Origin of the sequence: Streptomyces sp. NPDC006551 (genome assembly GCF_040611675.1) — a bacterium.
Classification (GTDB): domain Bacteria; phylum Actinomycetota; class Actinomycetes; order Streptomycetales; family Streptomycetaceae; genus Streptomyces.
Window position 1 is genome coordinate 17,977 of record NZ_JBEXOT010000038.1, and the last position, 26,747, is coordinate 44,723.

Below are 26,747 nucleotides of genomic sequence, written 5' to 3' on the forward strand. Positions count from 1 at the left end.
TCTCCAGGAGCGCCCCATGGCACGCACCAACCCGATGCACCTCCTGAAGCGCCTCGCCGCCGAGCACGCCGACGCCCGACGGCTGAACGTCCCCGTCGACGAATTGCGGGGGATGAGAGCCGACGCGCTCGGCCGCCGGTCCCTCCTCAAGTACGCCGCCGCGGCCGGACTCGTGGCCGGCGTGGGCGTCTCGGGCCTCCCCGCCACCGCCCACGCCGCCGCCCCCGACCCCATGGCCAAGGGCACCGCCCGGATCGCCGTCGTCGGCGCCGGCATCTCCGGCCTCACCGCCGCCCTCACCCTCCAGGACGCGGGACTGGCCCCCGCGCTCTACGAGGCCCACCCCTCCCGGGTCGGCGGCCGGATGTGGACCCAGCGGAACCACTGGGCGTACGGCCAGACCTCCGAGATCGGCGGCGAGCTGATCGACACCGGCCACAAGAAGATCCTGGAGCTCTGCCGCCGCTTCGACCTCCCCGTGGAGGACTTCCTCGGCGGCGGACCGGCCGGCGCCGAGGAAGTCCTCTGGTTCAACGGCACCTACTACCCGCGCCACCAGGCCGACGAGGACTTCAAGGACGTCTACCAGTCGCTGCGCCGCGACCTGTCCGAGGCGGGGGAGGTCATGTGGAACCAGACCACCCCGACCGGCACCGCACTCGACAACATGTCCATATACGAATGGATCGAGTCCCGGGTCCCCGGCGGGCACTCCTCGCCTCTGGGGCGATTCATCGACGTCGCCTACAACGTCGAGTACGGCGCCGACACCACCGAACAGTCCTCGCTCGCCCTGGTCCTGCTCATGGGCTACCAGACCAATCCGGGCCACTTCAACGTCTGGGGGTTGTCCAACGAGCGCTACCACATCACCGGCGGGAACGACCGGCTCCCGAACGCCATCGCCGGGGCCCTCGCCCCCGGCACCCTGCGCCCGGGCTGGTCCCTGACCGCCGTACGGGCCAACGCGGACGGCACCCAGACGCTCACCTTCACCGAGGCCGGCGCCACCCGGACGGTCACCGCCGACCACACGATCCTCTGCGTCCCCCTGCCGATCCTCAAGCAACTCGACCTCACCCAGGCCGGGTTCGACCCCCTGATGAAGAACCTGCTGCGGGACGCGCGCATGGGCCAATGCACCAAGCTCAACATGCAGTTCGCCACCCGGCCCTGGCGCGGCACCGGCGCCTGGCCGGGCGTCTCGGCCGGCGACTGCTTCACCGACACCGACGTCCAGCAGACCTGGGACACCACCAAGATCCAGGGCGGGACGGGCGGCATCCTCATCCAGTACGGCGGCGGCAGCCTCGCCGAGGCCCTCACCCCGGCCGGGCCCTTCTCCACCGAGTCGGACCCGTACGTACGCGATCTGGTGTCCCGACACCTCAAGGGCATCGACGCCTTCTTCCCGGGCACCTCCAAGGCGTACACGGGCCGCGCCCAGCTCTCCGCCTGGCACCGCAACCCCTACACGCTCGGCGCGTACTCCTGCTGGCCGGTCGGCTATCTGCACCGGTACGCCGGGTACGAGGGCACCGCCCAGGGCAACGTCCACATCGGCGGCGAGCACTGCAGCTACGACTTCCAGGGCTTCATGGAAGGCGGCGCCACCGAGGGCGAACGGGCCGCTCGGGAGGTGATCGACGCCCTGAGGTGACCGGGCGTCAGGCGGCCGCGGCGGCCGGTGCGATGTTGTGGTTGAGGCGGAAGACGTTGTCGGGGTCGTACGCGGCCTTGACGGCGGCCAGCCGGCGGTAGTTCTCGGCGCCGAAGCCGGAGACGACCCGCCGCTCGCCCTCGGCGCCGATGAAATTGAGATACACGGCGCCGAGCGACCACGGCCTCGCATCGGCCCGCACGTCCCGGACCCACTGCCGGACGCGCGTGTCGTCCGCCGGGTCCGTCCAGGTGGCGAAGGGATGGACGGCCCAGGGCGCGGTCCGCCACGGCAGCGGGTACTCGGAGGGTCCGGCCGCCACCGCGCCTCCCATCGGGAACAGCACGTGCTGGGTGGTGGTGGGCATCGGGATCTTCGCCGCGCGGGAACAGAACACGTCCAGGGCGTCGTCCGGGAACGCGCGCAGGTACTCCGCCGACCAGTAGTTCCGCAGCCCTGGAGGGTCGTCGATCATGCACTGGAGGTCCGCGTACGGGATGTCCGTGACGACCTCGGCCTCGCGGTCGAGCGCGAGCAGGGGCGCGGCGAGTTCGCGGAGCTCGTCGACCGGACCGGCGTACGTGATCAGCGCCACGCAGACGAGCCTGCCGACCAGATGCTCGGGGATGAAGGGTTCGGGCGGCGCGGGGAAGTAGATGACCCCGCCGCCCGCCGCGTCCGGGGCGGACTCGATCAGATCCCGGAAGGCGCGCACCACCTCCGGCCCGGACTCCGGCAGGTGGATGAGCATCGCGAAGCTCATCGCCGGCAGCGCGTGGAGCCGCAGGGTGAGCGAGGTCGCCACGCCGAAGTTGCCGCCGCCGCCGTGCAGCGCCCAGAACAGCTCGGGGTTGTCGTCCGCGCTCGCCACGGCGTGCCGGCCCTCCGCCGTGATCAGCTCGGCGGCGAGCAGGTTGTCGCAGGCGAGCCCGAACTTCCGCTCCAGCCAGCCCGATCCGCCGCCCAGCGTGAAACCGCCGACCCCCGTGGTCGACACCCGTCCGCCGGTGGTGGCCAGCCCGAACGGCTGGGTCGCCCGGTCCAGATGGCTCATGGTCGCACCGCCGCCGACCCGTACCGTCATCGCCTCCGGGTCGACGACCGCCGCGTTCATCCGGCGAAGATCGACGACCAGGCCGTCGTCGATGACACAGGTTCCGGCGACGCTGTGCCCGCCGCCGCGCACCGCGATCGGTAGCTCCGTCTCACGCCCGAAGAGGACCGCGCGGGAGACGTCCGCCTCCGTCTCACACTGGGCGATGACCGCGGGACGGCGGTCGATCATGCCGTTGTGGATCGTCCGGGCCTCGTCGTAGTCCGGGTCGTCCGGGGCGACGACCCGACCGGTCAACTCCTTACGGAGCTTGCTCAGGGCGCTTTCCGGAACGCTGCGGGGAATGCTGTCGCGGGGAGCCACGGGACGCCCCCCTTTCCGCGGGGGGACAGGACCCTCTCATCGTATTCCCGGGAACCGTCCCCCGCGCCTCAGCCTCCGTACGCCCCGCTCGCCGTCAGCCGCAGCGCGGTGTCGATCAGGGGAACGTGGCTGAACGCCTGCGGGAAGTTCCCCACCTGGCGCTGGAGCCGCGGGTCCCACTCCTCCGCGAGGAGGCCCAGGTCGTTGCGGAGCGAGAGCAGCTTCTCGAACAGCTTGCGCGCCTCGTCCACCCGGCCGATCATCGCCAGGTCGTCCGCGAGCCAGAACGAGCAGGCGAGGAACGCGCCCTCGTCGCCCTCCAGGCCGTCGACGCCCGCCTCCTCGCCGGCGGTCGGGTAGCGCAGCACGAAGCCGTCCTCCGTGGACAGCTCCCGCTGGATCGCCTCGATCGTGCCGATGACCCGCTTGTCGTCCGGCGGCAGGAAGCCCATCTGCGGAATCAGCAGCAGCGAGGCGTCCAGCTCCTTGGAGCCGTACGACTGCGTGAACGTGTTGCGCTCCGGGTCGTAGCCCTTCTCGCAGACGTCGCGGTGGATGTCGTCGCGCAGCTCGCGCCAGCGCTCCAGCGGGCCGTCGGCGTCGCCGGACTCGATCAGCTTGATCGTGCGGTCGACCGCCACCCAGGCCATCACCTTGGAGTGCACGAAGTGACGGCGCGGGCCGCGCACCTCCCAGATGCCCTCGTCGGGCTGGTCCCAGTGCGTCTCCAGGTAGCGGATCAGCTTCAGCTGGAGCAGGGAGGCGTAGTCGTTGCGCGAGAGTCCCGTCATGTGGGCCAGATGCAGGGCCTCGGTGACCTCGCCGTACACATCCAGCTGGAGCTGGTTGGCCGCCCCGTTGCCGACCCGGACGGGTCCGGAGTTCTCGTACCCGGGCAGCCAGTCCAGCTCCGCCTCGCCGAGCTCGCGCTCGCCCGCGATGCCGTACATGATCTGCAGGTTCTCCGGGTCGCCGGCGACCGCGCGCAGCAGCCAGTCCCGCCAGGCGCGGGCCTCCTCGCGGTAACCGGTGCGCAGCATCGACGACAGGGTGATCGCCGCGTCGCGCAGCCAGGTGTAGCGGTAGTCCCAGTTGCGGACGCCACCGATCTCCTCCGGAAGGGAGGTGGTCGGCGCGGCGACGATCCCGCCGGTCGGCGCGTACGTCAGCGCCTTCAGCGTGATCAGCGAGCGGACCACCGCCTCGCGGTAGGGGCCGTGGTACGTGCAGTGCGCGACCCACTCGCGCCAGAAGTCGACCGTCGCCTCCAGCGAACCCTCCGGGTCCGGCAGGGCGGGCGGCTCCTTGTGCGAGGGCTGCCAGCTGATCGTGAAGGTGATCCGCTCGCCGGCCGTGACGGTGAAGTCGGAGTACGTGGTCAGATCCTTGCCGTGGGTCTCGATCTCGGTGTCGAGCCACACCGAGTCGGGACCGGCGACGGCGACCGTACGGTCTCCGACCTTGTGCACCCACGGCACCACGCGTCCGTAGCTGAACCGCATCCGCAGCGCGGAGTGCATCGGCACCCGTCCGGTGACGCCCTCCACCACCCGGATCAGCTGGGGCGCCCCGTCACGCGGCGGCATGAAATCGGTCACCCTGACCGTGCCACGCGGCGTGTCCCACTCGGATTCCAGGATGAGCGAGTCTCCGCGGTAACGGCGCCGGTCGGCCGGCGGCGGCGTGCCGCCGTCCGGAACGGCGGGTGCGACCCGCCAGAAACCGTGCTCCTCCGTCCCGAGAAGGCCCGCGAAGACGGCATGCGAGTCGAAGCGTGGGAGGCAGAGCCAGTCGACGCTGCCGTCCCGGCAGACCAGTGCCGCGGTCTGCATGTCTCCGATGAGTGCGTAATCCTCGATGCGCCCGGCCACGTGCTATCTCCAGTCGAACGGCCACGTCCGCCCCGCGGGGCGCTTCCTACAGATGGTGCCAGCAGTCAAGGGATCGTTGACGAGCTCTTGCTTCCCGGTTGACTGGCGGGGGTGCTGCCGATGGCCGGTCCGGCTCGGCAGGGAGTGTCCGAGCAGGATACGACGCACCCTGGGCAGCCACGGATACGTACTGGTAACGGCGCTGCGCTGAATGGGTGAGGGTACCGTGACCTGTGGTGTAGCCGTCCGTGTGCACCCGACTGCCCCGTGTGGCCGGAAGCGGTCTCCCTTCGTCGCTGATACCCTGGTACCCCGTGGACCGGTGGGAAACGGTGAAAGCCGAGGCCCCCGAAACCGCAGCGACGGCACCCCCCGATTCTTCCGGAGGGGACGCCGGAACGCACCTTCAGAACGCGACCACGGGAGCCCCCTCTTGGCGATGCCGCCCAAAACCACGACGACCAAGCACATCTTCGTCACCGGGGGTGTCGCGTCCTCCCTCGGCAAGGGCCTGACCGCCTCCAGCCTGGGTGCGCTCCTCAAGGCGCGCGGCCTTCGGGTCACGATGCAGAAGCTCGACCCGTACCTGAACGTCGACCCCGGCACGATGAACCCCTTCCAGCACGGCGAGGTGTTCGTCACCAACGACGGCGCCGAGACCGACCTGGACATCGGCCACTACGAGCGCTTCCTCGACGTCGATCTCGACGGTTCGGCCAACGTCACCACCGGCCAGGTCTACTCCCAGGTCATCGCCAAGGAGCGGCGCGGCGAGTACCTCGGCGACACCGTCCAGGTCATCCCGCACATCACCAACGAGATCAAGTCCCGGATCCGCCGGATGGCGACCGACGACGTGGACGTCGTCATCACCGAGGTCGGCGGCACGGTCGGCGACATCGAGTCGCTGCCGTTCCTGGAGACCGTCCGCCAGGTCCGCCACGAGGTCGGCCGCGACAACGTCTTCGTCGTGCACATCTCGCTGCTGCCGTACATCGGCCCCTCCGGCGAGCTGAAGACCAAGCCGACCCAGCACTCGGTCGCCGCGCTGCGCAACATCGGTATCCAGCCGGACGCGATCGTGCTGCGCGCCGACCGCGACGTCCCCACCGCCATCAAGCGCAAGATCTCGCTGATGTGCGACGTGGACGAGGCCGCCGTCGTCGCCGCCATCGACGCCAAGTCGATCTACGACATCCCGAAGGTGCTGCACACCGAGGGCCTGGACGCCTACGTCGTCCGCAAGCTCGACCTGCCGTTCCGTGACGTGGACTGGACCGTCTGGGAGGACCTCCTGGACCGCGTCCACAACCCGGAGCACGAGGTCACCGTCGCGCTCGTCGGCAAGTACATCGACCTGCCCGACGCGTACCTCTCCGTCACCGAGGCCATGCGGGCCGGCGGCTTCGCGAACAAGGCCCGGGTCAAGGTCAAGTGGGTCACCTCCGACGACTGCAAGACCCCGGCGGGCGCGCAGAAGCAGCTCGGCGACGTCGACGCGATCCTGATCCCCGGCGGCTTCGGCGACCGCGGTGTGAGCGGCAAGGTCGGCGCGATCCAGTACGCCCGTGAGAACAAGGTGCCGCTGCTCGGCATCTGCCTGGGCCTGCAGTGCATCGTGATCGAGGCCGCGCGGAACCTGGCCGACATCCCCGAGGCCAACTCGACCGAGTTCGACCCGGCGACCGCCCACCCCGTCGTCTCGACGATGGAGGAGCAGCTCGCGTACGTCGAGGGCGCCGGCGACCTGGGCGGAACGATGCGCCTGGGCCTCTACCCGGCGAAGCTCGCCGAGGGCTCCATCGTGCGCGAGGTCTACGCCGACCAGCCGTACGTCGAGGAGCGCCACCGCCACCGCTACGAGGTGAACAACGCCTACCGCGCGGAGCTGGAGAAGAAGGCGGGTCTCGTCTTCTCGGGGACCTCCCCGGACAACAAGCTCGTCGAGTACGTCGAGTACCCGCGCGAGGTGCACCCCTACCTGGTCGCCACGCAGGCCCACCCGGAGCTGCGCTCGCGCCCGACGCGTCCGCACCCGCTCTTCGCCGGCCTGGTCAAGGCGGCCGTCGAACGCCAGCGGGACGCGCGCGAGACGGGCGAGTGAGCAGAACCGGTTAACGTTGCCGGGGTACGGACCCTTCGGGATTCCGTACCCCGGTTTTCGTGTGTGGGAGGACTCAGATGGAGTTGCTGGACACCCCGGAGGAGTGGCAGGTCGTCGGGACGACGACCCCCTTCCAGGGCAACAAGACGAGTGTCCGGGCGGACGACGTGGTCATGCCGAACGGTACGGTCGCGCGCCGCGACTACCAGGTCCACCCCGGTTCGGTCGCGGTCGTCGCCCTGGACGAGCGGGACCGCGTCCTGGTGCTGAAGCAGTACCGGCATCCGGTGCGGATGAAGCTGTGGGAGATCCCCGCCGGCCTCCTCGACGTGCCGGGGGAGAACCCGCTGCACGCGGCGCAGCGTGAGCTGTACGAGGAGGCGCACGTCAAGGCCGAGGACTGGCGGGTCCTGACCGACGTCTACACGACGCCGGGCGGTTGTGACGAGGCGGTACGGATCTTCCTGGCGCGGGAGCTCTCGGAGGCGGAAGGCGAGCGCTTCGAGGTCGCCGAGGAGGAGGCCGACATGGAGCTGGCGCGGGTCCCGCTGGACGAACTGGTCCGCGGTGTCCTCGCCGGGGAGCTGCACAACAACTGCCTGGTGGTCGGCGTGCTCTCGGTGCTGGCCGCCCGCACGGGCGAGGGTTTCGACGCCCTGCGCCCGGCGGAGTCCCCCTGGCCCGCCCGCCCCTTCGAGGCGTAGCCCTCCTGGCGGCCGGTCTGACGATCGGCTGATCCGATCGGGGGATTTGTCCGCCGCGCTCCGCCGGGTAGGGACCATGCCCTGAACTACGCTCGGGATCGCCCGTGCGGAGACCCCCGCGGGATCGGCTCGTGCGCAGGTGGACGGGAGCGTGGCCCGTGACGGATCAGGCGGTGACAGCGGGCGGGGTACGGCAGTTCTTCGGGCGGCAGCGGGAGTTGAAGGCCCTGCGCGCCGACATCGAACGGACCGGGCTCGACACCCTCGCCGGCCGCAAAGCCCCCCGCGCGCGCGTGCTCCTCATCGCCGGGCGACCCGGCTCCGGCCGGACCTCCCTCGCCGAGGAGCTCGTCGCCGGGCTCGGCGACCGGTACCCCGACGGGGTGTTCCGCGCCCGGCTCACCGAGCCGGGCGGCGAACCCGTCCCCACCGCGCGGGTGGCGCGTGGTCTGCTCCAGGACCTGGGGGTCGACGAGCCCCCCGGTGCCGCCGAGGACGAACTGACCGAACTGGTCCGGAAGGCCCTCGCCGGCCGGCGCACCGTCCTCGTCCTCGACGACGCCGTCGACGCCGCGCAGGTCGACCCGCTGATCCCGGACAACCCCGACGCCCTCGTCGTCGCCGTCGCCAAGGGGCCCCTCACCGGAATCCCGGACGTCCGCCCCTGCACGCTCGGCGGCCTCGACCCCAGGTCCTCCATCGAGCTGATCACCACCTTCACCGGCTCGGTCCGGGTCACCGTCGACCCGCAGGCCGCCGAGACCCTCGCCGAGGAGTGCGGCGGTCTGCCCGCCGCCGTGGTGCTCGCCGGCGGCTGGCTCGCCGCGCGCCCCAAGGCGTCCGTCGCCGATCTCGCCAAGCGGCTGCGGGCCGTCTCCGGCGACCCGCTCACCCGCGCCTTCCGCCTGGTGCACGATTCCCTGCCCCAGCCGGCCGCGCGGACACTGCGACTTCTCTGCCTCGCCCCCCTCGGCCGCGCCGACGCCCACACCGCCTCCGCGCTGGCCGGCTGCTCGATCCCCGCCGCCGCGGCCACGCTCGCCGACTTCGTCGCCCTGGGTCTCGTCACGGAGGGAGAGGACGGGCAGTACGAGGTCCCCGGGCATCTCGTGCCCCTTCTGCGCGCCGAGACGGAGGAGCGCGACCGGCCCGCCGAGGTGGAGCTGGCCCGGGCCAGGATGCTGGAGCGGACCGTACGGCTTCTCCAGTCCTGCCGGGCCGTCACCGAGCCCGAGGGCTCCGCCGCCCGCAAGAAGCTCGCCGGGCTGCCGCGCGCCCTGCGCTTCCCGAACGTGGCCGCCGCCGCCGAGTGGCTGGACCGCCGCCGGCCCGTCCTGCTCGCCTCCGCCCGCCTCGCGGTCGCCGACGGAGAGCTCGACACGCTGGCCCGCCGACTGGTGGCCGCCCTGGTCAAGGCGGAGACGGCGCACCGGGGGGCCGAGGCGGCGGCGCCCGATCTGTACGGACTGCATCAGCTGGTCCTGGACGTGGCCGAGCGGCGCGGATTGCACCGGGAGCGGGCCGCCGCCCTGCTGAATCTGGCCGATCTCGACGCCAGGACCGGCCGGACCCGGGACGCGCTGGCCCGCTACCGGGCCGCGCTGGACGCCGGACGGGCCGCGAACGACCCGTACGCGATCGGCCGCGCGATGGAATCCGTAGGCGGTTCCTACCAGGAGCTGGGGGACTGGCAGCGGGCCGGCGACTGGTACGGACGGGCCCTCGCCCAGCGCCTCGCCCGCGACGAGCGGGCCGACCAGGCACGGCTGTACGCGCGGCTCGGCGCGGTGCACACCTACGCGGGCCGCTACGGCGAGGCCCTGCGGAACTGGCGCGCCGCCGCCGCGGGCTACCGCCGCCAGGCCGATCTCCCCGGTTACGCGCGGGCGTTGAGCGAGGCGGCCCGGGTCCAGGAGTACGCCGGACGGCCCCAGGAATCCCTGCGGACCTGCGAGGCGGCGGTGGAGTGGGCCCGGCGCGCGCAGGACGTACGCCTCCAGGCGGCGCTGCAGCTGCGGCTGGCCGACACCCTCGACCGGCTCGGCGACCCCGCCGCCGCCCGCCTGCACCGCTCAGCGGCCGAAAGACTCCTTGGAACCGAGGCTTCCGCCTGCGAAATCCGCAGTGCTTCTCTCGAAGATTAATGCTTTGCAAGGCTAGACAGCGGGAACTCCTTCATTAGACTGGGTGCGCCGCGTTCGATCGCGGTCTGTCCCGGTGCGCCGTAGTGCAGCCGGGTATGTATCGCATTGCCCCCAGTTATCCCCCTGATTCAAGGACCGTGATCGACGATGAAGGTCGGCATCCCCCGCGAGGTCAAGAACAACGAGTTCCGCGTGGCCATCACCCCTGCCGGTGTCCACGAGCTCGTCCGCAACGGCCACCAGGTCTTCGTCGAGCAGAACGCCGGTGTCGGCTCCTCGATCACGGACGAGGAGTACGTCTCGGCCGGGGCGCAGATCCTGCCCACCGCCGACGAGGTCTGGGCCACGGCCGACCTGCTGCTCAAGGTCAAGGAGCCCATCGCGGAGGAGTACCACCGCCTCCGCAAGGACCAGACCCTCTTCACCTACCTGCACCTCGCCGCCTCCCGCGAGTGCACGGACGCCCTGCTCGCCTCCGGCACCACCGCGATCGCGTACGAGACCGTCGAGACCGCGAACCGCGCGCTGCCGCTGCTCGCCCCGATGTCCGAGGTCGCGGGCCGCCTGGCCCCGCAGGTCGGCGCCTACCACCTGATGCGCTCGGTCGGCGGCCGCGGCGTCCTGCCCGGCGGCGTCCCCGGCACCCACGCCGGCGAGTGCGTCGTCATCGGTGGCGGCGTCTCCGGCTGGAACGCCACCCAGATCGCCGTCGGCATGGGCTTCCACGTGACCCTGCTCGACCGCGACATCAACAAGCTCCGCGAGGCCGACAAGATCTTCGGCACCAAGGTGAAGACGATCGTCTCCAACGCCTACGAGCTGGAGAAGGCCGTCGTCGAGGCCGACCTCGTCATCGGCGCCGTCCTCATCCCGGGCGCCAAGGCCCCGAAGCTGGTCACCAACGAGCTCGTCGCCAAGATGAAGCCCGGAAGTGTCCTTGTCGACATCGCGATCGACCAGGGCGGCTGCTTCGAGGACTCCCACCCGACCACCCACGCCGAGCCGACCTTCCAGGTCCACAACTCGGTGTTCTACTGCGTCGCCAACATGCCGGGCGCGGTGCCGAACACCTCCACGTACGCCCTCACCAACGCCACGCTTCCCTACATCGTGTCGCTGGCGAACAACGGCTGGGTCGAGGCGCTGCGCCGCGACTCCGCGCTCGCCCTGGGCCTCAACACCCATGACGGCAAGGTCGTTTACAAGGAGGTCGCCGAGGCCCACGGCCTCGAGCACCTCGAGCTGAGCAGCCTGCTGGGCTGACCCCCGTAGGGGCGCCGTCAATGCGCGCCGTCAATCTCACGCATCCGGCCGGACCTTGTGCACCAGGGTCCGGCCGGATGTGTGTCCGGCCACTTCGAGGTCCCTGTTCAACTCGCCTCGAACGTAACCCTTTAACCGTTTCGCACACCCCCGAAACGTGTGGATGCGTGGCTGCGCGCCCTTGACAGAGGGGTGTTCGGTTGCCGACACATCGGGGCGGGTCCGGCGGATTGTGTTGCTGCGGAGCGGTGACACGCCATAGAGTCGCCAACCGTCGGCATGGTGCCACGCTGACCTATCGATAAATGTTCCTGGTCACATCCAAGGAGGTAAGACGACTTGTGAATGAGTCGACATTTACTCCCGGGGGTGGACAGCCAGGAAACCCTGTCGGCTCCGTCGCTGTCCGAACTTTCGCGACACATCAGCCCATGACGACAGCCCACACGATGAAGATGATGGACGGCCTACACGTGAACGCCACGGCCGGCAACGAGAGTGGCCGAGAGTCCACCCACTTCGCCGCCTACGACGAGGTGCCCGAGGGGCACTTCTACGACCCCGACGCCGAGTACGAGCCCGACCCGGAGTACGCGGCCACCCTCGCACCCGACGCTGCCCGGCAGCGCCGCGAGCGGATCGGCCCCACCGGACGGCCCCTGCCGTACTTCCCGATCCCGGGCCCGTTGACCGATCACGGACCCGCGAAGATCATCGCGATGTGCAACCAGAAGGGCGGCGTCGGCAAGACCACGTCGACCATCAACCTGGGCGCCGCGCTCGCGGAGTACGGACGACGGGTGCTGCTCGTCGACTTCGACCCGCAGGGAGCCCTGTCGGTCGGTCTCGGCGTGAACCCGATGGAGCTCGACCTCACCGTCTACAACCTGCTCATGGAGCGGGGCATGTCGGCGGACGAGGTGCTGCTCAAGACCGCCGTGCCCAACATGGACCTGCTGCCCAGCAATATCGATTTGTCTGCGGCCGAGGTGCAGTTGGTCAGCGAGGTCGCGCGCGAGTCCACGCTCCAGCGCGCCCTGAAGCCGCTGATGAACGACTACGACTACATCGTGATCGACTGTCAGCCGTCGCTCGGTCTGCTGACCGTGAACGCGCTGACGGCGGCTCACAAGGTCATCGTGCCGCTGGAATGCGAGTTCTTCGCGCTCCGCGGTGTGGCCCTGCTGACCGAGACGATCGAGAAGGTCCAGGAGCGGCTCAACCCCGAGCTGGAGCTCGACGGCATCCTCGCCACGATGTACGACTCCCGGACCGTGCACAGCCGTGAGGTGCTCGCGCGCGTCGTCGAGGCCTTCGACGACCACGTGTACCACACGGTGATCGGCCGGACCGTGCGCTTCCCGGAGACCACGGTCGCCGGCGAGCCGATCACGACGTACGCCTCGAACTCCGTGGGCGCCGCCGCCTACCGCCAGCTCGCCAGGGAGGTGCTCGCCCGGTGTCACGCCGAGTGAGTCTGCCCGGCGCCGACGAACTGTTCCGTACGACCGGGGGGATGGCGCTCCAGGCGTCGTCGCCGCGCAGGGGCGAGGCCCGGGTGCCGGCGCCGGCGGGCGAGAGCGACACGGGGGCGGCGGAGGGCTCCGCGGAGCACACGGCGGCGTCCTCTGAGACGGCGGAGCCGCGGGCCCGGACGGCGGAGCCCTCGGAACCCGCACCGCCGGTGAAGTCCGCGGCGCCGGTCGCGCCGGCGGCTCGCCGTCGGGGCCGTTCGCCGAACCGGCGGCCGAGCGGGCGTGAGCGGCACGACGAGAAGATCACGGTCTACGTCTCCGCCGAGGAGCTGATGGACCTGGAACACGCGCGTCTGGTGCTCCGGGGTGAGCACGGCCTCGCCGTGGACCGGGGCCGGATCGTCCGTGAGGCGGTCGCGGTGGTCCTGGCGGATCTGGAGTCCCGGGGCGACGCGAGCATCCTCGTGCGCCGCCTGCGCGGCCGCTGAGGGTAGCCTGCGGGCCTGCCGCACCCCCGCTCCTCCCTGGACCCCGATGCCCCCGCCCCCCGCCGAAACGTCCCGCCCGCCCCGCCGCACCCTGGGGCGCGGCCCCGGGGTGCCTCCCGGAGGCGCGTCGGACCGGACCTCCGAGGTCACGCCCGAGCCTCCGCCCGGCCCCGCCGACAGCCGGACCGGGGAGGCGACGGGCACGGCCTCGGAGGGCCCCCCGCCCGCCCACGACGAGACCGCGGCGGCAGTGGGGGCGGAGCCCGAGGGATCGGCCCCCGACGCTCCGGTGGATTCCGCCGAGGACGCTGCCGTGCCCGACGGATCGACCGAGGACGTCTTCGGCGCTCGCGAACCGGCCGGGAGCGCACCCGGCGCCGATGCTCTGGTGGATTCCGCCGAGGACGCTGCCGTGCCCGACGGATCGACCGAGGACGTCTTCGGCGCTCGCGAACCGGCCGGGAGCGCACCCGGCGCCGACGCTCCGGTGGATTCCGCCGACGACGCTGCCGTTACCGGCGGACCTGCCGAGCGCGCGCCCGGCGCCGACGGGCCGGCCGAGGACGCCCCCGTTCCCGACGGGCCGCCCGAGGGCGGCCCCGCCCTCGACGCTCCGGCCGACTCCGCCCAGGGCGCCCCCCGCGCCCCCGCGGACCCGGCCGAGGACGCCCCCGTTCCCGACGGTGGCCGGTTCACCGTCAGGCTGGCGAATTTCGAGGGGCCCTTCGACCTCCTCCTTCAGCTCATCTCCAAGCACAAGCTCGACGTCACCGAGGTCGCCCTCTCCAAGGTCACCGACGAGTTCATGGCGCACATCCGGGCCATGGGGCCCGACTGGGACCTCGACCAGACCACCGAGTTCCTCGTCGTCGCCGCCACGCTGCTCGATCTCAAGGCCGCCCGGCTGCTGCCCGCCGCCGAGGTCGAGGACGAGGCCGACCTCGCCCTCCTGGAGGCACGGGACCTGCTCTTCGCCAGGCTCCTGCAGTACCGCGCGTACAAACAGATCGCCGAGATCTTCGCCGAGCGGTGGGAGGACGAGGGCAGGCGCCACCCCCGTACCGTCGGCCTGGAGCCGCACCACGCCGAGCTGCTCCCCGAGGTCGTCATCAGCATCGGCGCCGAGGGCTTCGCCAAGCTCGCCGTCAAGGCCATGCAGCCCAGGGCCAAGCCCCAGGTGTACGTCGACCACATCCACGCCCCCCTCGTCAGCGTCCGCGAACAGGCCGAGGTCGTCGTCGCCCTCCTCAAGGAGCGCGGCACCGTCAGCTTCCGGGAGCTCGCCCAGGGCGCCGAGGACACCCTGACCGTGGTCGCCCGCTTCCTCGCCCTTCTGGAGCTGTACCGCGAGAGGGCCATCGCCCTCGAACAGGAGGACGCCCTCGGCGAACTCACCGTCACCTGGGCCGGTGCCGGTGAAGTCCGCGTCACCGACGAGTTCGATCAAGAAACGGAGGCCCCGGCGTGAGCGACCTCAAGCCCTCCCTCGAAGCCGTCCTCATGGTCGTCGACGAGCCCGCCACCGAGGAGCACCTCGCCAAGATCCTCGACGTGCCCCGCCGCGAGGTCGGCGACGCCCTGCGCGAACTCGCCGACGAGTACACCGCCCAGGGCCGCGGCTTCGAGCTGCGCCGGGTCGCCGGCGGCTGGCGGTTCTACACCCGGGCGGAGTACGCCGGCGCCGTCGAGGCCTTCGTCCTGGACGGCCAGCAGGCCCGGCTCACCCAGGCCGCCCTGGAGACCCTCGCCGTCGTCGCGTACCGCCAGCCGGTCAGCCGTTCCCGCGTCTCCGCGGTCCGCGGGGTCAACTGTGACGGGGTCATGCGGACCCTCCTCCAGCGCGGTCTGGTGGAGGAGGCGGGCGCGGAACCCGAAACAGGTGCGATCCTGTACAGGACGACGAACTACTTTCTGGAGCGGATGGGCCTGCGCGGCCTGGACGAGCTCCCGGAGCTCGCGCCCTTCCTCCCCGAGGCGGACGCGATCGAGGCGGAGACGCTGGAAGGGGTTCCGTCGTTCGACCCGGACGCAGACGACAAGACGGAAGACTGATGCGAAGCAGCAGCGGCAGGAACAGCAGCGGAAACAACGGCGGGAGCCGTGGTGGCAACAGCGGCGGCCGCGGCGGCAGCAGCGGCGGCAGCGGCGGCGGACGCGGTAACTACCGCGGCGCCGGCAACAGCCGCGACGACAAGCCGGGCGGCGGCCGCCCGCGCAACCCGCGCCCCGAGGAGCGCCGCTACGACGTGGGCGGCACCGGCGGCCCGTCCGACGCCCCGAAGAAGGGCCGCGGCGCCGCGGCCCGCGGGGGCGCCAAGGGCGGCCCGAAGGCCCCCCAGGGCGGCACCGCGCCCCGGCGCGGCCCGCACGGGCAGCGGCAGGCCCCGGCTCGCTCGCGCGAGCTCGACGCCAAGATCGAGCAGCGCAACCGCGACCGGTACGCGGACCGGCCCGAGATCAAGACCCCGAAGACCTTCCCGGGCGCCGAGCAGGAGGGCGAGCGGCTGCAGAAGGTGCTCGCCCGCGCCGGCATGGGCTCCCGCCGTGCCTGCGAGGAGCTGATCGAGCAGGCCCGCGTCGAGGTCAACGGCGAGATCGTCCTGGAGCAGGGCAAGCGCGTCGACCCGGAGAAGGACGAGATCAAGGTCGACGGTCTGACCGTCGCGACCCAGTCGTACCTCTTCTTCGCCCTGAACAAGCCCGCCGGTGTCGTCTCCACCATGGAGGACCCCGACGGCCGTCAGTGCCTCGGCGACTACGTCACCAACCGTGAGACCCGGCTCTTCCACGTCGGCCGGCTCGACACCGAGACCGAGGGCATCATCCTGCTCACCAACCACGGTGAGCTGGCCCACCGCCTCACGCACCCGAAGTACGGCGTGAAGAAGACCTACCTGGCCGCCATCACGGGCCCGCTGCCGCGCGAGGTCGGCAAGCGGCTCAAGGAGGGCATCCCGCTGGAGGACGGCTACGCCCGCGCGGACCACTTCCGCGTGGTGGAGCAGACCGGCAAGAACTACCTGGTCGAGGTCACCCTGCACGAGGGCCGCAAGCACATCGTGCGCCGCATGCTGGCCGAGGCGGGCTTCCCGGTGGAGAAGCTGGTCCGTACGGCCTTCGGCCCGATCGGGCTCGGTGACCAGAAGTCGGGCTGGCTGCGCCGGCTGACCAACACCGAGGTCGGCATGCTGATGAAGGAAGTCGGTATGTAGCCGCGTCGCCCCGCGACGAGAAGAAGCCCGTGACCGCATGGCGGTCACGGGCTTCCGCGTTGCCTTCGTCGCCCGTTCGCACTTGTGGGCGAAGCTCGCCCCCCTTTATAGTCAACATGACTCTTAAGGAGGCGGGCGTGAGCCTCGCAAGCATTCTCGAACCCCTGCAGCAGCCGCTCGTCACCGTCCTGGACACCCCGGTGAGCTGGACCGAGGTCCTCGGCTTCGGCAGTGGAGCGCTCTGCGTCTGGCTCGTCGCCCGCCAGCACATCGCCAACTGGCCCATCGGCATCGCCAACAACCTCTTCTTCATCCTGCTCTTCGCGCAGGCGGGGCTCTATGCCGACGCCGGCCTCCAGATCGTCTTCATCACCCTCGCCGTGTACGGCTGGTGGACCTGGACCCACGGGGGTGGACCAGGTTCCGACGCCCTCCCGGTGCGCCGCACCTCGCGCACCGAGTGGACGTGGCTGATCACGGCGGGGGTGGTGGGGACCCTCGGCCTCACCCTGCTGCTCGACCGCGCCACCGACTCGACCGTCCCCTTCTGGGACGCCCTGACGACCGCGCTCTCCCTGACGGCCACCTACGGCCAGTGCCGGAAGCGGCTGGAGTCCTGGTGGCTCTGGATCGCCGCCGACGTGGTCTACGTGCCCTTGTACGCCTACAAGGAGCTCTATCTGACCTCCCTGCTGTACATCGGCTTCATGGCGCTCTGCGTCCTCGGCCTGCGCAACTGGAGCCGCGACCTCGCCGCACAGCGCGCCCTCCCGGCGGAGGCGGTGGCATGAGGCGCTACGGCCACGGCCTGGTCCTCGGCAAGTTCTACCCGCCGCACGCCGGCCACCACCATCTGATCCGCACCGCGCGCGACGGCTGCGAACGCCTCACCGTCCTCGTCTGCGCCTCGTCCGTGGAGACGCTCTCCCTGGAGGACCGGGTCGACTGGATGCGCGAGATCCACCCCGACGTCCTCGTCGTCGGCGCCGTCGACGACATCCCCGTCGACCTCCACGACCCCGACGTGTGGGCGGCCCACATGGCCGTCTTCCGGGCCGCGGTGCCCGAACGCGTCGACGCCGTCTTCACCTCGGAGCCGTACGGGGAGGAGCTCGGCCGCCGCTTCGGCGCCGCGTCCGTGTGCGTCGACCCGGACCGCACCCTCTTCCCCGTCTCCGGCACCGCCGTCCGCAAGGACCCCGCCGGCTGCTGGGACTTCCTCGAACCGCCCGTACGGGCCGCGCTCACCCGGCGCGTGGTCGTCCTCGGCGCCGAGTCCACCGGCACCACCACCATGGCCCTCGCCCTGGCCGACCACTACCGGCGGCGCGGCGGAGTGTGGTCCCGCACCCGCTGCGTACCGGAGTACGGACGCGAGTACAGCGAGCTGAAACTCGCCGAACTGCGCGCCGAACGCCCCGGCGCCGACTGGACGGACGTCACCTTCCGGTCCAGCGACTTCCCCGTCATCGCCCAGCGCCAGGCCGAACTGGAGGAGGAGGCCGCGCGGGCCGGATCGCCGGTGCTCATCTGCGACACCGACGCCTTCGCCACCACCATCTGGCACGAGCGGTACATGGGCACCACGAGCCCGGCCACCGGCGAGATCGCCGCCCGCGGTCGGCAGCACCTCTGGCTGCTCACCGACCACCACGGCGTCGCGTTCGAGGACGACGGACTGCGCGACGGGGAGCATCTGCGGCCCTGGATGACCGCCCGCTTCGTCGCCCAGCTCGCCCACACCGGCCGCCGTACCGCCGTCCTCACCGGACCGCACGAGGAGCGGCTCGCGGCCGCCGTCGCCGCCGTGGACGAACTGCTCGCCGAGGGCTGGCACCTCGCCGATCCCCTGCCGGAGCGCCGATGAGCCGAGCCCGGGCCCCCGAGGACTACGACCGGTACGCCTTCGAGCCGTTCGCCGTCACCGCCGACCTCGCCGTCTTCACCCTCCGCGAAGGGCGCCTCCACGTCCTGCTCGTCGAACGCGGCCAGGAGCCGTACGCCGGAGCCTGTGCCCTGCCCGGCGGCTTCGTGCTGCCCCACGAGTCCGCCGAGCAGGCCGCGCGCCGTGAACTCGCCGAGGAGACCGGCCTGTCCGAGACGACGGTCGCCGGACTCCACCTCGAACAGCTGCGTACCTACAGCGAACCGGACCGCGACCCCAGGATGCGGGTCGTCTCGGTCGCCTACACCGCGCTCGTACCGGACCCCCCCGAGCCGCGCGGCGGCGGCGACGCGGCGTGGGCCCGGTGGACGCCGTACGGGACGCACGGGCCGCTCGCCTTCGACCACGACCGGATCCTTGCCGACGCCCGTGAACGGATCGGCGCCAAGCTGGAGTACACCTGTCTCGCCACCGCCTTCTGCCCGCCCGAGTTCACGATCGGCGAGCTGCGGCAGGTGTACGAGACGGTCTGGGGCGTCGAGCTCGACCGCCCCAACTTCCGGCGCAAGGTCCTCGCCACGCCCGGCTTCGTCCAGGCCGTGGAGGGACCGCCGCGCCTCACCGGCGGACGGGGGAAACCGGCCGCTCTCTACCGGGCGGGGGAGGCCACGGCCCTCCACCCGCCGCTGCTGCGACCGGAAGGAAGGTCCACATGACCAAGCAGACCGCCACGGGGGCGCTGATCGGTCTGGCGCTGGGCGACGCGCTCGGCTTCCCGACCGAGTTCAACGACGTGCCCTCGATCCTCGCCAAGTTCGGCCCGTGGCGGGGGATGGAACTCCCGGTGAGCCGGAACGGCACGGCGTACGTCACCGACGACACCCAGATGACGCTCGCCCTCGCCCGGGGCATCCGCACAGCCATGGACCGGGGCGCGCTCGCCCCGCTGCGGCTGGCCCGGCCGGTCCGGGAGGAGTTCGTCGACTGGTACCACTCACCGGAGAACAACCGGGCTCCGGGCCGCACGTGCATGGTCGCCTGCCGGCTCCTCGACAGCGACCGGCCCTGGCAGCAGGCCAGCCAGACCGGCTCCAAGGGGTGCGGCGCCAACATGCGGGTCGCGCCGATCGGGCTCGTCCCCGGCCTGAGCGACGAGCAGCGCGCGGGCGCGGCCCAGCTCCAGTCGGCGCTCACCCACGGCCACCCCACGGCGCTCGCCGCCTCCGACCTGACCGCCCGTGCGGTCCGTCTGCTCGCCCGGGGCGTCGACCCGGCCGGACTGGTCGGCCACCTGCGCTCGTACGCGTACGAGAACCGCTCCCGCTACCACGAGGAGTGGCTCGGCGACCTCTGGGCGCACGCCCAGGACCCCACGCCCCGGCACTTCATCGAGCGCGGCTGGGACGAGTGCCTCGCCGTCCTGGAGAAGCTGGACGCCGTCCAGCGCACGGCCGACCCGGAACTCGACCCCTGCGAGTACACCGGCGACGGCTGGATCGCCGAAGAGGCCCTCGCCACCGCCCTCCTGTGCTTCCTCCTCTTCCCCGAGGCCCCCCTCACCGCCCTGCGCCGCGCCGCCTGCACCCGCGGTGACTCTGACTCGATCGCCTCCCTGACGGGCGCCTTCGCGGGGGCGCACCTGGGCGCCGGAGCCTGGCCGAAGGAGTGGGCGGAGCGGATCGAGTACCGCGACGAACTGCTGTCGTTCGGCGCGCTCTGGGACGCTTGATCCATGACCGTCGAGGCGACGGCCGACGGCGACCGTAGCCCTCACCCCGAAGCCGGGCCGGTCTGCCCACCCCCCGGACGAGGTGGCGGAGGCCCCTGCGGGGTGGCTCGGTCAGGCCTCTTGGGCGAGCTCGGGGGGCAGGACGCCCTGCACGACCTCGTGGTCCGGGTTCGGATGGAGTACGCGCAGGGCTGAGGCGCGGCGGGCGCGCAGCAGGAAGTCCTCCACGCGCGCGTGGTCCGGGGACGTGGGGAGTGGGCTCGTGGTGGAGGCGCGGTCGGCCTCCTCCGTGAGGCGGCCCATCCACGACTCGACCTCGGGCCACGGCACCTCGCCGCGCTTCACCGCGAGGAGCCGGTCCCGCTCGTCGCCCACGTGGATGGTCAGTTCGCCGGTCCGCAGCAGATCGCGGCAGCTCATCAGCAGCCGCAGCAGATGCATCGCGTGCTTCCAGCGCGGCTCCCCGTACTGGCGGACGTCGGCGTCGAGCTTCTTGCGCTGGCCGACCGCGTACCGGACGAACGTCTGGTGCGCCTGACGGGAGAGAAACGCCCCGCGCAGCGCGACCAGTTCGCGGCCGGTGTCGTCGATCTGCTCGACCACGGGGGAGTGCAGGCACTCCAGGACGTTGGGGTTGGCCCGCAGGGCCAGCTCGCAGAAGCGCTCCAGCTCCCAGCTGAACTGCTCCTCGCCCGGCCCTTCCACGTGCGCCGGCGGCTTCTCGAAGCGCCAGAAGAGCGGGGTCGGGGCGAGGAAAACGCCCCGGCGGTCGGTGTCGCTCCCCTCGGTGGCCAGACCGAAGGCGCGCGACCCCATGACACAGGAGTAGATCGTGTGGTCGCGCACCAGTTCTACCGGAGTCATGGGCGACAGATTACGTCAGGGTGATGTTGTCCCCCGACACGGTGATCCGCTCGGCCGGGAGGGGGCGCGTGGCCGGCCCCGCGGCCACCGCCCCGTCGGCGATACGGAACTTGGAGCCGTGGCAGGGACAGTCGATGGTGCCGTTCTCGACCTTGCCGACCGTGCAGCCCTGGTGGGTGCAGACCGCCGAGAACGCCTTGAAGTCGCCCGCCGTCGGCTGGGTGACGACGACCTTCTCCTCCTTGAAGACGGTGCCGCCGCCGACCGGGATCTCGGAGGTACGGGCGAGCGCCGCACCGGCGGGCGGAGAGCCGGCGGGCGTGGTCGTGGCGGGACCCGTGGTGGCCGGGCCGGTGGTGCCCGCGGTCGGAGTGGCGGTCGGGCCGTCCGTCGTACCCCCGCCCCCGTCACCGTCCGAGCCGCAGCCGGTGGCCAGCGCGGCGACCGAACCCGCGCCCGCCAGGAGCACGGTACGGCGGGGCGTGGCGTCTGGAGCTTCTGGATTCATGCCCTCCAGCTTGGCGGCGCGCCCGAGCCCACGGTTGGCAACACGCCTAGGAGGCCAGCTCCCTCGCACGGCCGTCCGGGTCCCGGCGCACCTCCAGGACGTCGACCACGGACCCCCGCTCGATCGGCCCGTACACATGCGGGAACAGCGTGCCCTTCGACTCCTCCCAGCGGACCTCGGCGGTCAGCCGGGTCTCGTCGATGACCAGGACCAGGAGCGGCCCGGGGACCTCCCGGTAACGGGCGTCGGCGACGGCGAGGGCCGCCGTCTCGTCCGCCGAGCAGTGGACGAAACCCTCGGCCGCAAGGGAGGCGGGCGCGTACGGGAGACCGGGATCGGCGGACCACGCCGCCGCCGGTACGACGTGCAGAAGCATCCGACAGTTGTACCTCCCGTCCGGCCGCCCGCGCCGAGTGGCGGCGCTGACGGGCTGGGGTGACATTGGCCGTCTCGGAGGACGGTCGCCGCGGCTGCGCGCCGGTACGGCTGACTAGGGTGATCGGAGCACTGATCGCATTTCGAAGGAGCACGACGTGGCGGTACGAGCGGTCCGAGGCGCCGTCCAGCTGGAACGGGACGAGGCCGGACACATGCACGAGCAGGTCGAGGAGCTGCTCACCGCCGTCCTGGAGCGCAACGGGCTCACCGCCGACGACCTGATCAGCATCTGGTTCACGGCCACGCCCGATCTGCACAGCGACTTCCCCGCCGCGGCGGCGCGCCGCATCGGGATCGTCGACGTTCCGCTGATCTGCGCGCAGGAACTGGACATCGAGGGAGCCATGCCGAGGGTCGTACGGCTCCTCGCGCACGTCGAGTCGGACCTGCCCAAGGCGGAGATCGCCCACGTCTACCTCGGCGCGGCGGCCACCCTGCGTAAGGACATCGCCCAGTGAGGACCGCGCTCGTCATCGGAACCGGTCTGATCGGCACCTCCGCCGCCCTCGCCCTCGCCGGGCGGGGCATCGCCGTCCACCTCCGCGACCACGACCCGGCACGCGCGCGTACGGCGGCGGCGCTCGGCGCCGGTACGGACGAGCCGCCCGAGGGCCCCGTCGACCTCGCGATCATCGCCGTACCCCCGGCGCACGTGGCGGCCACCCTCGCCGCGGCCATGCGGGAGGGCCTGGCGCGCGGCTACCTCGACGTGGCCAGCGTCAAGGGCGGACCGAGGCGGGAGCTGGAGGAGCTGGGGGCCGACCTCACCGCGTACATCGGAACGCACCCGATGTCGGGCAAGGAGCGCTCCGGCCCGCTGGCGGCGACGGCGGACCTCTTCGAGGGGCGGCCGTGGGTGCTCACGCCGACCCGGGACACCGACACGGAGGTCCTGAACCTGGCCCTGGAGCTGGTGGCGCTCTGCCGCGCGGTGCCCGTGGTCATGGACGCGGACGCCCACGACCGGGCGGTCGCGCTCGTCTCGCACACCCCTCAGCTGGTGTCGTCGATGGTGGCCGCGCGTCTTGAGGAGGCGGACGAGACGGCGGTACGGCTGTGCGGCCAGGGCATCCGCGACGTCACCCGGATCGCGGCCTCCGACCCGCGCATGTGGATCGACATCCTCTCGGCGAACCCCGGCCCGGTCGCGGACGTCCTCGCGGGCGTCGCGGCGGACCTGGACGAGACGGTCCGGGCGCTGCGCTCCCTCCAGTCCACCGACGAGGACGAGCGCCGCGGCGGCGCCTCCGGAGTCGAGGACGTCCTGCGCCGCGGCAACGCGGGCCGCGCGCGCGTCCCCGGCAAGCACGGCGCGGCCCCGACGCAGTACGAGACCGTCGCGGTCCTCATCAGCGACCAGCCCGGCGAGCTGGCCCGCATCTTCGCGGACGCGGGCCGGGCGGGCGTCAACATCGAGGACGTCCGCATCGAGCACGCGACCGGTCAGCAGGCGGGCCTGGTCCAGCTGATGGTGGAGCCCTCGGCGGCGCCGGTCCTGGGCGCGGCGCTCAAGGAACGGGGCTGGGCGCTGCGGACGGGGTGAGCCGGGAGGCGGCCGGGGGCGAGCCGGAGGGCCGGGCGGGGCGCCGGAAGGGGCTTCGCCCACCCGCTGGGCCGAATGGGTGCGCGGGAATCGGTAACCTTGGGGTGGCCCCCTGCATTCGGTGGGCCTCACCGCGTACCCCCAGGAAGGTGTTCCCCACCGTGGAAACCGTGATCGTCGCCATCGACGGGCCCTCCGGCACGGGCAAGTCGAGCACCTCGAAGGCGGTTGCCGCCAAGCTGGGGCTGAGCTACCTGGACACCGGTGCGCAGTACCGCGCCATCACCTGGTGGATGATCAGCAACGGCGTCGACGTCAGCGACGCCGAGGCCGTCGCCAACGCCGCCGCCAAGCCCGTCATCGTCTCCGGAACCGACCCGGCCCGCCCGACGATCACCGTCGACGGGGCCGACGCCGCCGGGCCCATCCGTACCGAAGAGGTCACCTCCAAGGTCAGCGCCGTCAGCGCCGTCCCCGAGGTGCGGGCCCTCATCACCGAGCTGCAGCGGACCATCGCCAGGAGCGCGCAGGGCGGCATCGTCGTCGAGGGGCGTGACATCGGTACGACGGTGCTCCCCGACGCCGACCTCAAGATCTTCCTCACCGCGTCGCCCGAGGCCCGCGCCGCCCGCCGCTCGGGCGAGCTCAAGGGCGTCGACGTGGCCGCCACCCGGCAGGCCCTGATCAAGCGGGACACGGCCGACTCCAGCCGCAAGACGTCCCCGCTCGCCAAGGCCGGCGACGCCGTCGAGGTCGACACCACGGACCTGACCCTGGACCAGGTCATCGAGTGCGTCGTCACCCTCGTCGAAGAGCGGCGTACCGAGAAGCGGGCGGCCGCCCGGTGACCCTGCCCTCCGAGAAGGGCGCCGCCGTCGGGCGTGGCATCGGCATCGGGCTGATGTACGGCCTGTGGAAGCCGCGCGTCCTCGGCGCCTGGCGGGTGCCGGCCTCCGGCCCCCTCATCCTCGCCGTCAACCACGCGCACAACATCGACGGACCCATGCTCATGGGCACCGCCCCCCGGCCGGTGCACTTCCTCATCAAGAAGGAAGCCTTCGTCGGGCCCCTCGGGCCCTTCCTGGAGGGCATCGGGCAGCTCAAGGTCGACCGGGACAGCACCGACCGGAACGCGATAGGCAACGCCCTCGCGGTCCTGGAGCACGGCGGCGTCCTCGGGATCTTCCCCGAGGGCACCCGCGGCGAGGGCGACTTCGCCTCCCTGCGCGCCGGCCTCGCCTACTTCGCCGTCCGCAGCGGGGCGCCGATCGTCCCGGTGGCCGTCCTGGGAAGTTCTGACCGCCCGGGACGGTTGATCAAGGCGCTGCCCCCGCTGCGCAGCCGCGTCGACGTCGTCTTCGGCGACGCCTTCGAGGCAGGCGACGGAAGCGGCCGCCGCACGCGCAAGGCGCTGGACGACGCCACCGTACGCATCCAGGAGCGGCTCACCGCCCACCTGAAAAACGCCAGGCGCCTCACCGGGCGCTGAGTGAGACTCTGAGTAGTGGGTTCGCACCCACCGACCACGAATGATCAAGGAACGGACTTCATGAACGACCAGCACGACCACGGGGCACTTGGCGACGCCGAGTACGCGGAGTTCATGGAGCTCGCCGCGGAAGAGGGCTTCGACATCGAGGAGGTCGAAGGCGCGATCGAGGAGGCCGGGCACGGCCCGCTCCCCGTCCTCGCCGTCGTCGGCCGCCCCAATGTCGGCAAGTCGACCCTGGTGAACCGGATCATCGGCCGCCGCGAGGCCGTCGTCGAGGACAAGCCCGGCGTCACGCGTGACCGCGTCACCTACGAGGCCGAGTGGGCCGGCCGCCGCTTCAAGGTCGTCGACACCGGCGGCTGGGAGCAGGACGTCCTCGGGATCGACGCCTCCGTCGCCGCCCAGGCCGAGTACGCCATCGAGGCCGCCGACGCCTGTGTCTTCGTCGTGGACGCCACCGTCGGCGCCACCGACACCGACGAGGCCGTCGTCAAGCTGTTGCGCCGCGCCGGCAAGCCCGTCGTCCTCTGCGCCAACAAGGTCGACGGCCCCTCCGGCGAGGCCGACGCCACCGCCCTGTGGTCGCTCGGCCTCGGCGAGCCGCACCCGGTCTCCTCGCTGCACGGCCGTGGCACCGGCGACATGCTCGACGCCGTCCTGGAGGCGCTGCCCGAGGCGCCCGCGCAGACCTTCGGCACCGCCCTCGGCGGCCCGCGCCGCATCGCGCTCATCGGCCGCCCGAACGTCGGCAAGTCCTCGCTCCTGAACAAGGTCGCCGGCGAGGACCGCGTGGTCGTCAACGAGCTGGCCGGCACCACCCGCGACCCGGTCGACGAGCTGATCGAGCTCGGTGGCAAGACGTGGAAGTTCGTGGACACCGCCGGTATCCGCAAGAAGGTCCACCTCCAGGAGGGCGCGGACTACTACGCCTCCCTGCGGACCGCCGCCGCGGTCGAGAAGGCCGAGGTCGCCGTCGTCCTGATCGACACCACCGACAACATCTCGGTCCAGGACCAGCGCATCATCACCATGGCGGTGGAGTCCGGGCGCGCGCTCGTCATCGCGTACAACAAGTGGGACGAGCTGGACGAGGAGCGGCGCTACTACCTCGAGCGCGAGATCGAGACCGAGATGCAGCAGGTCGCCTGGGCGCCCCGCGTCAACGTCTCCGCCAAGACCGGCCGCCACATGGAGAAGCTGGTCCCGGCGATCGAGACCGCGCTCGCCGGCTGGGAGACCCGTGTCCCCACCGGCCGTCTGAACGCCTTCCTCGGCGAGCTGGTCGCCGCCCACCCGCACCCGATCCGCGGCGGCAAGCAGCCCCGCATCCTCTTCGGTACGCAGGCGGGCACCAAGCCGCCCCGGTTCGTGCTCTTCGCCTCCGGCTTCCTGGAGCACGGCTACCGCCGCTTCGTCGAGCGTCGCCTGCGCGAGGAGTTCGGCTTCGAGGGCACCCCGATCCACATCTCCGTGCGCGTGCGCGAGAAGCGCGGCCGCAAGAAGTGAGCAGGGACCGACAACGGCTGAGGGCCGGGGCGGACGCCCCGGCCCTCAGCCGTTGTCGCGGGTCCTACAGGCCCCTGCGGGGCCCCGGCGGAAGCGCCGCCGGGGTGGAGTGGTGCTGCGCCGACCACGCCGTCGGCTGCGCCGTCTGCCGGTAGCCGTGGTGCCCGTACAGGCCCGTGCCCACCGGTGTCCCGAAGGCCCGGAAGCCGAGATCCTCCTCGCCGCTGCGGTCGCCCGGCAGCGCGCGGAACGACCGGCGGTACTCCGAGTACAGAGCGTCGTAGATCGGCGTCGCCGACTCGCCCGTCGTGACGTCATGGGCCGGACGCATCGAGGGAATCTGACTCGGACGGGGCTGGCGGAGTGGGTCGTATGAGTGCACGTATGTGCCAACGACACCGTCGTCCGTCGGATGCGGGCGGCTCTCCGAAAGAGGCGCCCGCC

25 protein-coding genes are annotated in these 26,747 nt (G+C 71.8%); 19 read left to right on the forward strand and 6 right to left on the reverse strand.

Features of this window, described 5'->3' with window-relative positions:
• The first annotated feature begins 16 nt into the window (after nt 1-16).
• On the forward strand, nt 17-1,660 hold the full coding sequence (locus ABZY12_RS26740) for an FAD-dependent oxidoreductase (protein WP_356894587.1): 1,644 nt from the start codon (nt 17-19) through the stop codon (nt 1,658-1,660).
• A 7-nt stretch (nt 1,661-1,667) separates the two neighbouring features.
• Here ABZY12_RS26740 and ABZY12_RS26745 read toward each other — a convergent pair whose 3' ends face one another.
• The gene (locus tag ABZY12_RS26745; protein WP_356894589.1) at nt 1,668-3,077 is read right to left on the reverse strand and encodes an FAD-binding oxidoreductase; all 1,410 of its coding nucleotides are present in this window, start codon (nt 3,075-3,077) and stop codon (nt 1,668-1,670) included.
• A 68-nt stretch (nt 3,078-3,145) separates the two neighbouring features.
• Complete coding sequence (locus ABZY12_RS26750; protein ID WP_356894591.1) at nt 3,146-4,948, reverse strand: glycoside hydrolase family 15 protein; 1,803 nt, start codon at nt 4,946-4,948, stop codon at nt 3,146-3,148.
• Between the two features lie 439 nt (nt 4,949-5,387).
• Here ABZY12_RS26750 and ABZY12_RS26755 point away from each other — a divergent pair, with 439 nt between their 5' ends.
• From ABZY12_RS26755 to ABZY12_RS26815, 13 genes are all read left to right on the forward strand, one after another.
• Nucleotides 5,388-7,052 (forward strand): CTP synthase, encoded by a 1,665-nt coding sequence (locus tag ABZY12_RS26755; RefSeq protein WP_356894593.1) that lies wholly within the window; start codon nt 5,388-5,390, stop codon nt 7,050-7,052.
• Nucleotides 7,053-7,129: 77 nt separating this feature from the next.
• Nucleotides 7,130-7,756 carry an NUDIX hydrolase gene (locus ABZY12_RS26760; RefSeq protein ID WP_356894595.1) on the forward strand — a complete coding sequence of 209 codons (627 nt, stop codon included), beginning with the start codon at nt 7,130-7,132 and terminating at the stop codon, nt 7,754-7,756.
• 158 nt (nt 7,757-7,914) lie between these two features.
• Nucleotides 7,915-9,900, forward strand: a complete 1,986-nt coding sequence (locus ABZY12_RS26765; RefSeq protein ID WP_356894597.1) for an NB-ARC domain-containing protein — start codon at nt 7,915-7,917, stop codon at nt 9,898-9,900.
• Between the two features lie 147 nt (nt 9,901-10,047).
• On the forward strand, nt 10,048-11,163 hold the full coding sequence (gene ald, locus ABZY12_RS26770; protein ID WP_356894599.1) for an alanine dehydrogenase: 1,116 nt from the start codon (nt 10,048-10,050) through the stop codon (nt 11,161-11,163).
• A 431-nt stretch (nt 11,164-11,594) separates the two neighbouring features.
• The gene (locus ABZY12_RS26775; RefSeq protein ID WP_229818740.1) at nt 11,595-12,638 is read left to right on the forward strand and encodes a ParA family protein; all 1,044 of its coding nucleotides are present in this window, start codon (nt 11,595-11,597) and stop codon (nt 12,636-12,638) included.
• Complete coding sequence (locus tag ABZY12_RS26780) at nt 12,635-13,126, forward strand: hypothetical protein (RefSeq protein WP_356894678.1); 492 nt, start codon at nt 12,635-12,637, stop codon at nt 13,124-13,126. Before ABZY12_RS26775 ends, ABZY12_RS26780 begins: the two co-directional genes overlap by 4 nt.
• 46 nt (nt 13,127-13,172) lie before the next feature.
• Nucleotides 13,173-14,594 (forward strand): segregation/condensation protein A, encoded by a 1,422-nt coding sequence (locus tag ABZY12_RS26785; protein ID WP_356894601.1) that lies wholly within the window; start codon nt 13,173-13,175, stop codon nt 14,592-14,594.
• Nucleotides 14,595-14,626: 32 nt separating this feature from the next.
• A complete protein-coding gene (gene scpB, locus ABZY12_RS26790; protein WP_356894680.1) occupies nt 14,627-15,178 on the forward strand; it encodes an SMC-Scp complex subunit ScpB in 552 nt (183 codons plus the stop codon).
• Nucleotides 15,178-16,338 (forward strand): pseudouridine synthase, encoded by a 1,161-nt coding sequence (locus ABZY12_RS26795; protein WP_356894603.1) that lies wholly within the window; start codon nt 15,178-15,180, stop codon nt 16,336-16,338. Before scpB ends, ABZY12_RS26795 begins: the two co-directional genes overlap by 1 nt.
• A 137-nt stretch (nt 16,339-16,475) precedes the next feature.
• On the forward strand, nt 16,476-17,129 hold the full coding sequence (gene pnuC, locus ABZY12_RS26800) for a nicotinamide riboside transporter PnuC (protein ID WP_356894605.1): 654 nt from the start codon (nt 16,476-16,478) through the stop codon (nt 17,127-17,129).
• Nucleotides 17,126-18,205 carry an AAA family ATPase gene (locus tag ABZY12_RS26805; RefSeq protein ID WP_356894607.1) on the forward strand — a complete coding sequence of 360 codons (1,080 nt, stop codon included), beginning with the start codon at nt 17,126-17,128 and terminating at the stop codon, nt 18,203-18,205. The genes pnuC and ABZY12_RS26805 overlap by 4 nt, the downstream gene beginning before the upstream one ends.
• Nucleotides 18,202-18,939 (forward strand): NUDIX domain-containing protein, encoded by a 738-nt coding sequence (locus ABZY12_RS26810; protein WP_356894609.1) that lies wholly within the window; start codon nt 18,202-18,204, stop codon nt 18,937-18,939. Before ABZY12_RS26805 ends, ABZY12_RS26810 begins: the two co-directional genes overlap by 4 nt.
• Nucleotides 18,936-19,952 carry an ADP-ribosylglycohydrolase family protein gene (locus tag ABZY12_RS26815; protein WP_356894611.1) on the forward strand — a complete coding sequence of 339 codons (1,017 nt, stop codon included), beginning with the start codon at nt 18,936-18,938 and terminating at the stop codon, nt 19,950-19,952. The genes ABZY12_RS26810 and ABZY12_RS26815 overlap by 4 nt, the downstream gene beginning before the upstream one ends.
• Nucleotides 19,953-20,063: 111 nt before the next feature.
• Here the strand turns inward: ABZY12_RS26815 and ABZY12_RS26820 are convergent, their stop codons facing one another.
• From ABZY12_RS26820 to ABZY12_RS26830, 3 genes are read right to left on the reverse strand one after another with little or no spacing between them, the layout of a single operon-like run.
• Nucleotides 20,064-20,816 carry a nucleotidyltransferase domain-containing protein gene (locus tag ABZY12_RS26820; protein ID WP_356894613.1) on the reverse strand — a complete coding sequence of 251 codons (753 nt, stop codon included), beginning with the start codon at nt 20,814-20,816 and terminating at the stop codon, nt 20,064-20,066.
• Between the two features lie 10 nt (nt 20,817-20,826).
• Complete coding sequence (locus ABZY12_RS26825) at nt 20,827-21,324, reverse strand: Rieske (2Fe-2S) protein (protein WP_356894615.1); 498 nt, start codon at nt 21,322-21,324, stop codon at nt 20,827-20,829.
• A gap of 46 nt (nt 21,325-21,370) precedes the next feature.
• Nucleotides 21,371-21,700 carry a DUF952 domain-containing protein gene (locus tag ABZY12_RS26830; protein ID WP_356894617.1) on the reverse strand — a complete coding sequence of 110 codons (330 nt, stop codon included), beginning with the start codon at nt 21,698-21,700 and terminating at the stop codon, nt 21,371-21,373.
• A gap of 157 nt (nt 21,701-21,857) precedes the next feature.
• Between ABZY12_RS26830 and aroH the strand changes: the two genes are divergently transcribed.
• The 5 genes from aroH (at nt 21,858) to der (ending at nt 26,303) form a co-directional block, all read left to right on the forward strand.
• Nucleotides 21,858-22,220, forward strand: a complete 363-nt coding sequence (gene aroH / locus ABZY12_RS26835) for a chorismate mutase (protein ID WP_356894619.1) — start codon at nt 21,858-21,860, stop codon at nt 22,218-22,220.
• Nucleotides 22,217-23,305, forward strand: coding sequence for a prephenate dehydrogenase (locus ABZY12_RS26840; RefSeq protein WP_356894621.1), 1,089 nt, complete (start codon nt 22,217-22,219; stop codon nt 23,303-23,305). Before aroH ends, ABZY12_RS26840 begins: the two co-directional genes overlap by 4 nt.
• Before the next feature lie 149 nt (nt 23,306-23,454).
• Complete coding sequence (gene cmk, locus ABZY12_RS26845; protein WP_356894623.1) at nt 23,455-24,153, forward strand: (d)CMP kinase; 699 nt, start codon at nt 23,455-23,457, stop codon at nt 24,151-24,153.
• Nucleotides 24,154-24,206: 53 nt separating this feature from the next.
• Entirely contained in the window at nt 24,207-24,794 is a 588-nt protein-coding gene (locus tag ABZY12_RS26850; RefSeq protein WP_356894682.1) for a lysophospholipid acyltransferase family protein, read from the forward strand.
• A 60-nt stretch (nt 24,795-24,854) separates the two neighbouring features.
• A complete protein-coding gene (der, locus tag ABZY12_RS26855) occupies nt 24,855-26,303 on the forward strand; it encodes a ribosome biogenesis GTPase Der (RefSeq protein WP_356894625.1) in 1,449 nt (482 codons plus the stop codon).
• Between the two features lie 64 nt (nt 26,304-26,367).
• On the opposite strand, the gene ABZY12_RS26860 is transcribed toward der, so the two are convergent.
• Nucleotides 26,368-26,685, reverse strand: coding sequence for a hypothetical protein (locus tag ABZY12_RS26860; protein WP_356894627.1), 318 nt, complete (start codon nt 26,683-26,685; stop codon nt 26,368-26,370).
• Nucleotides 26,686-26,747: the final 62 nt, after the last annotated feature.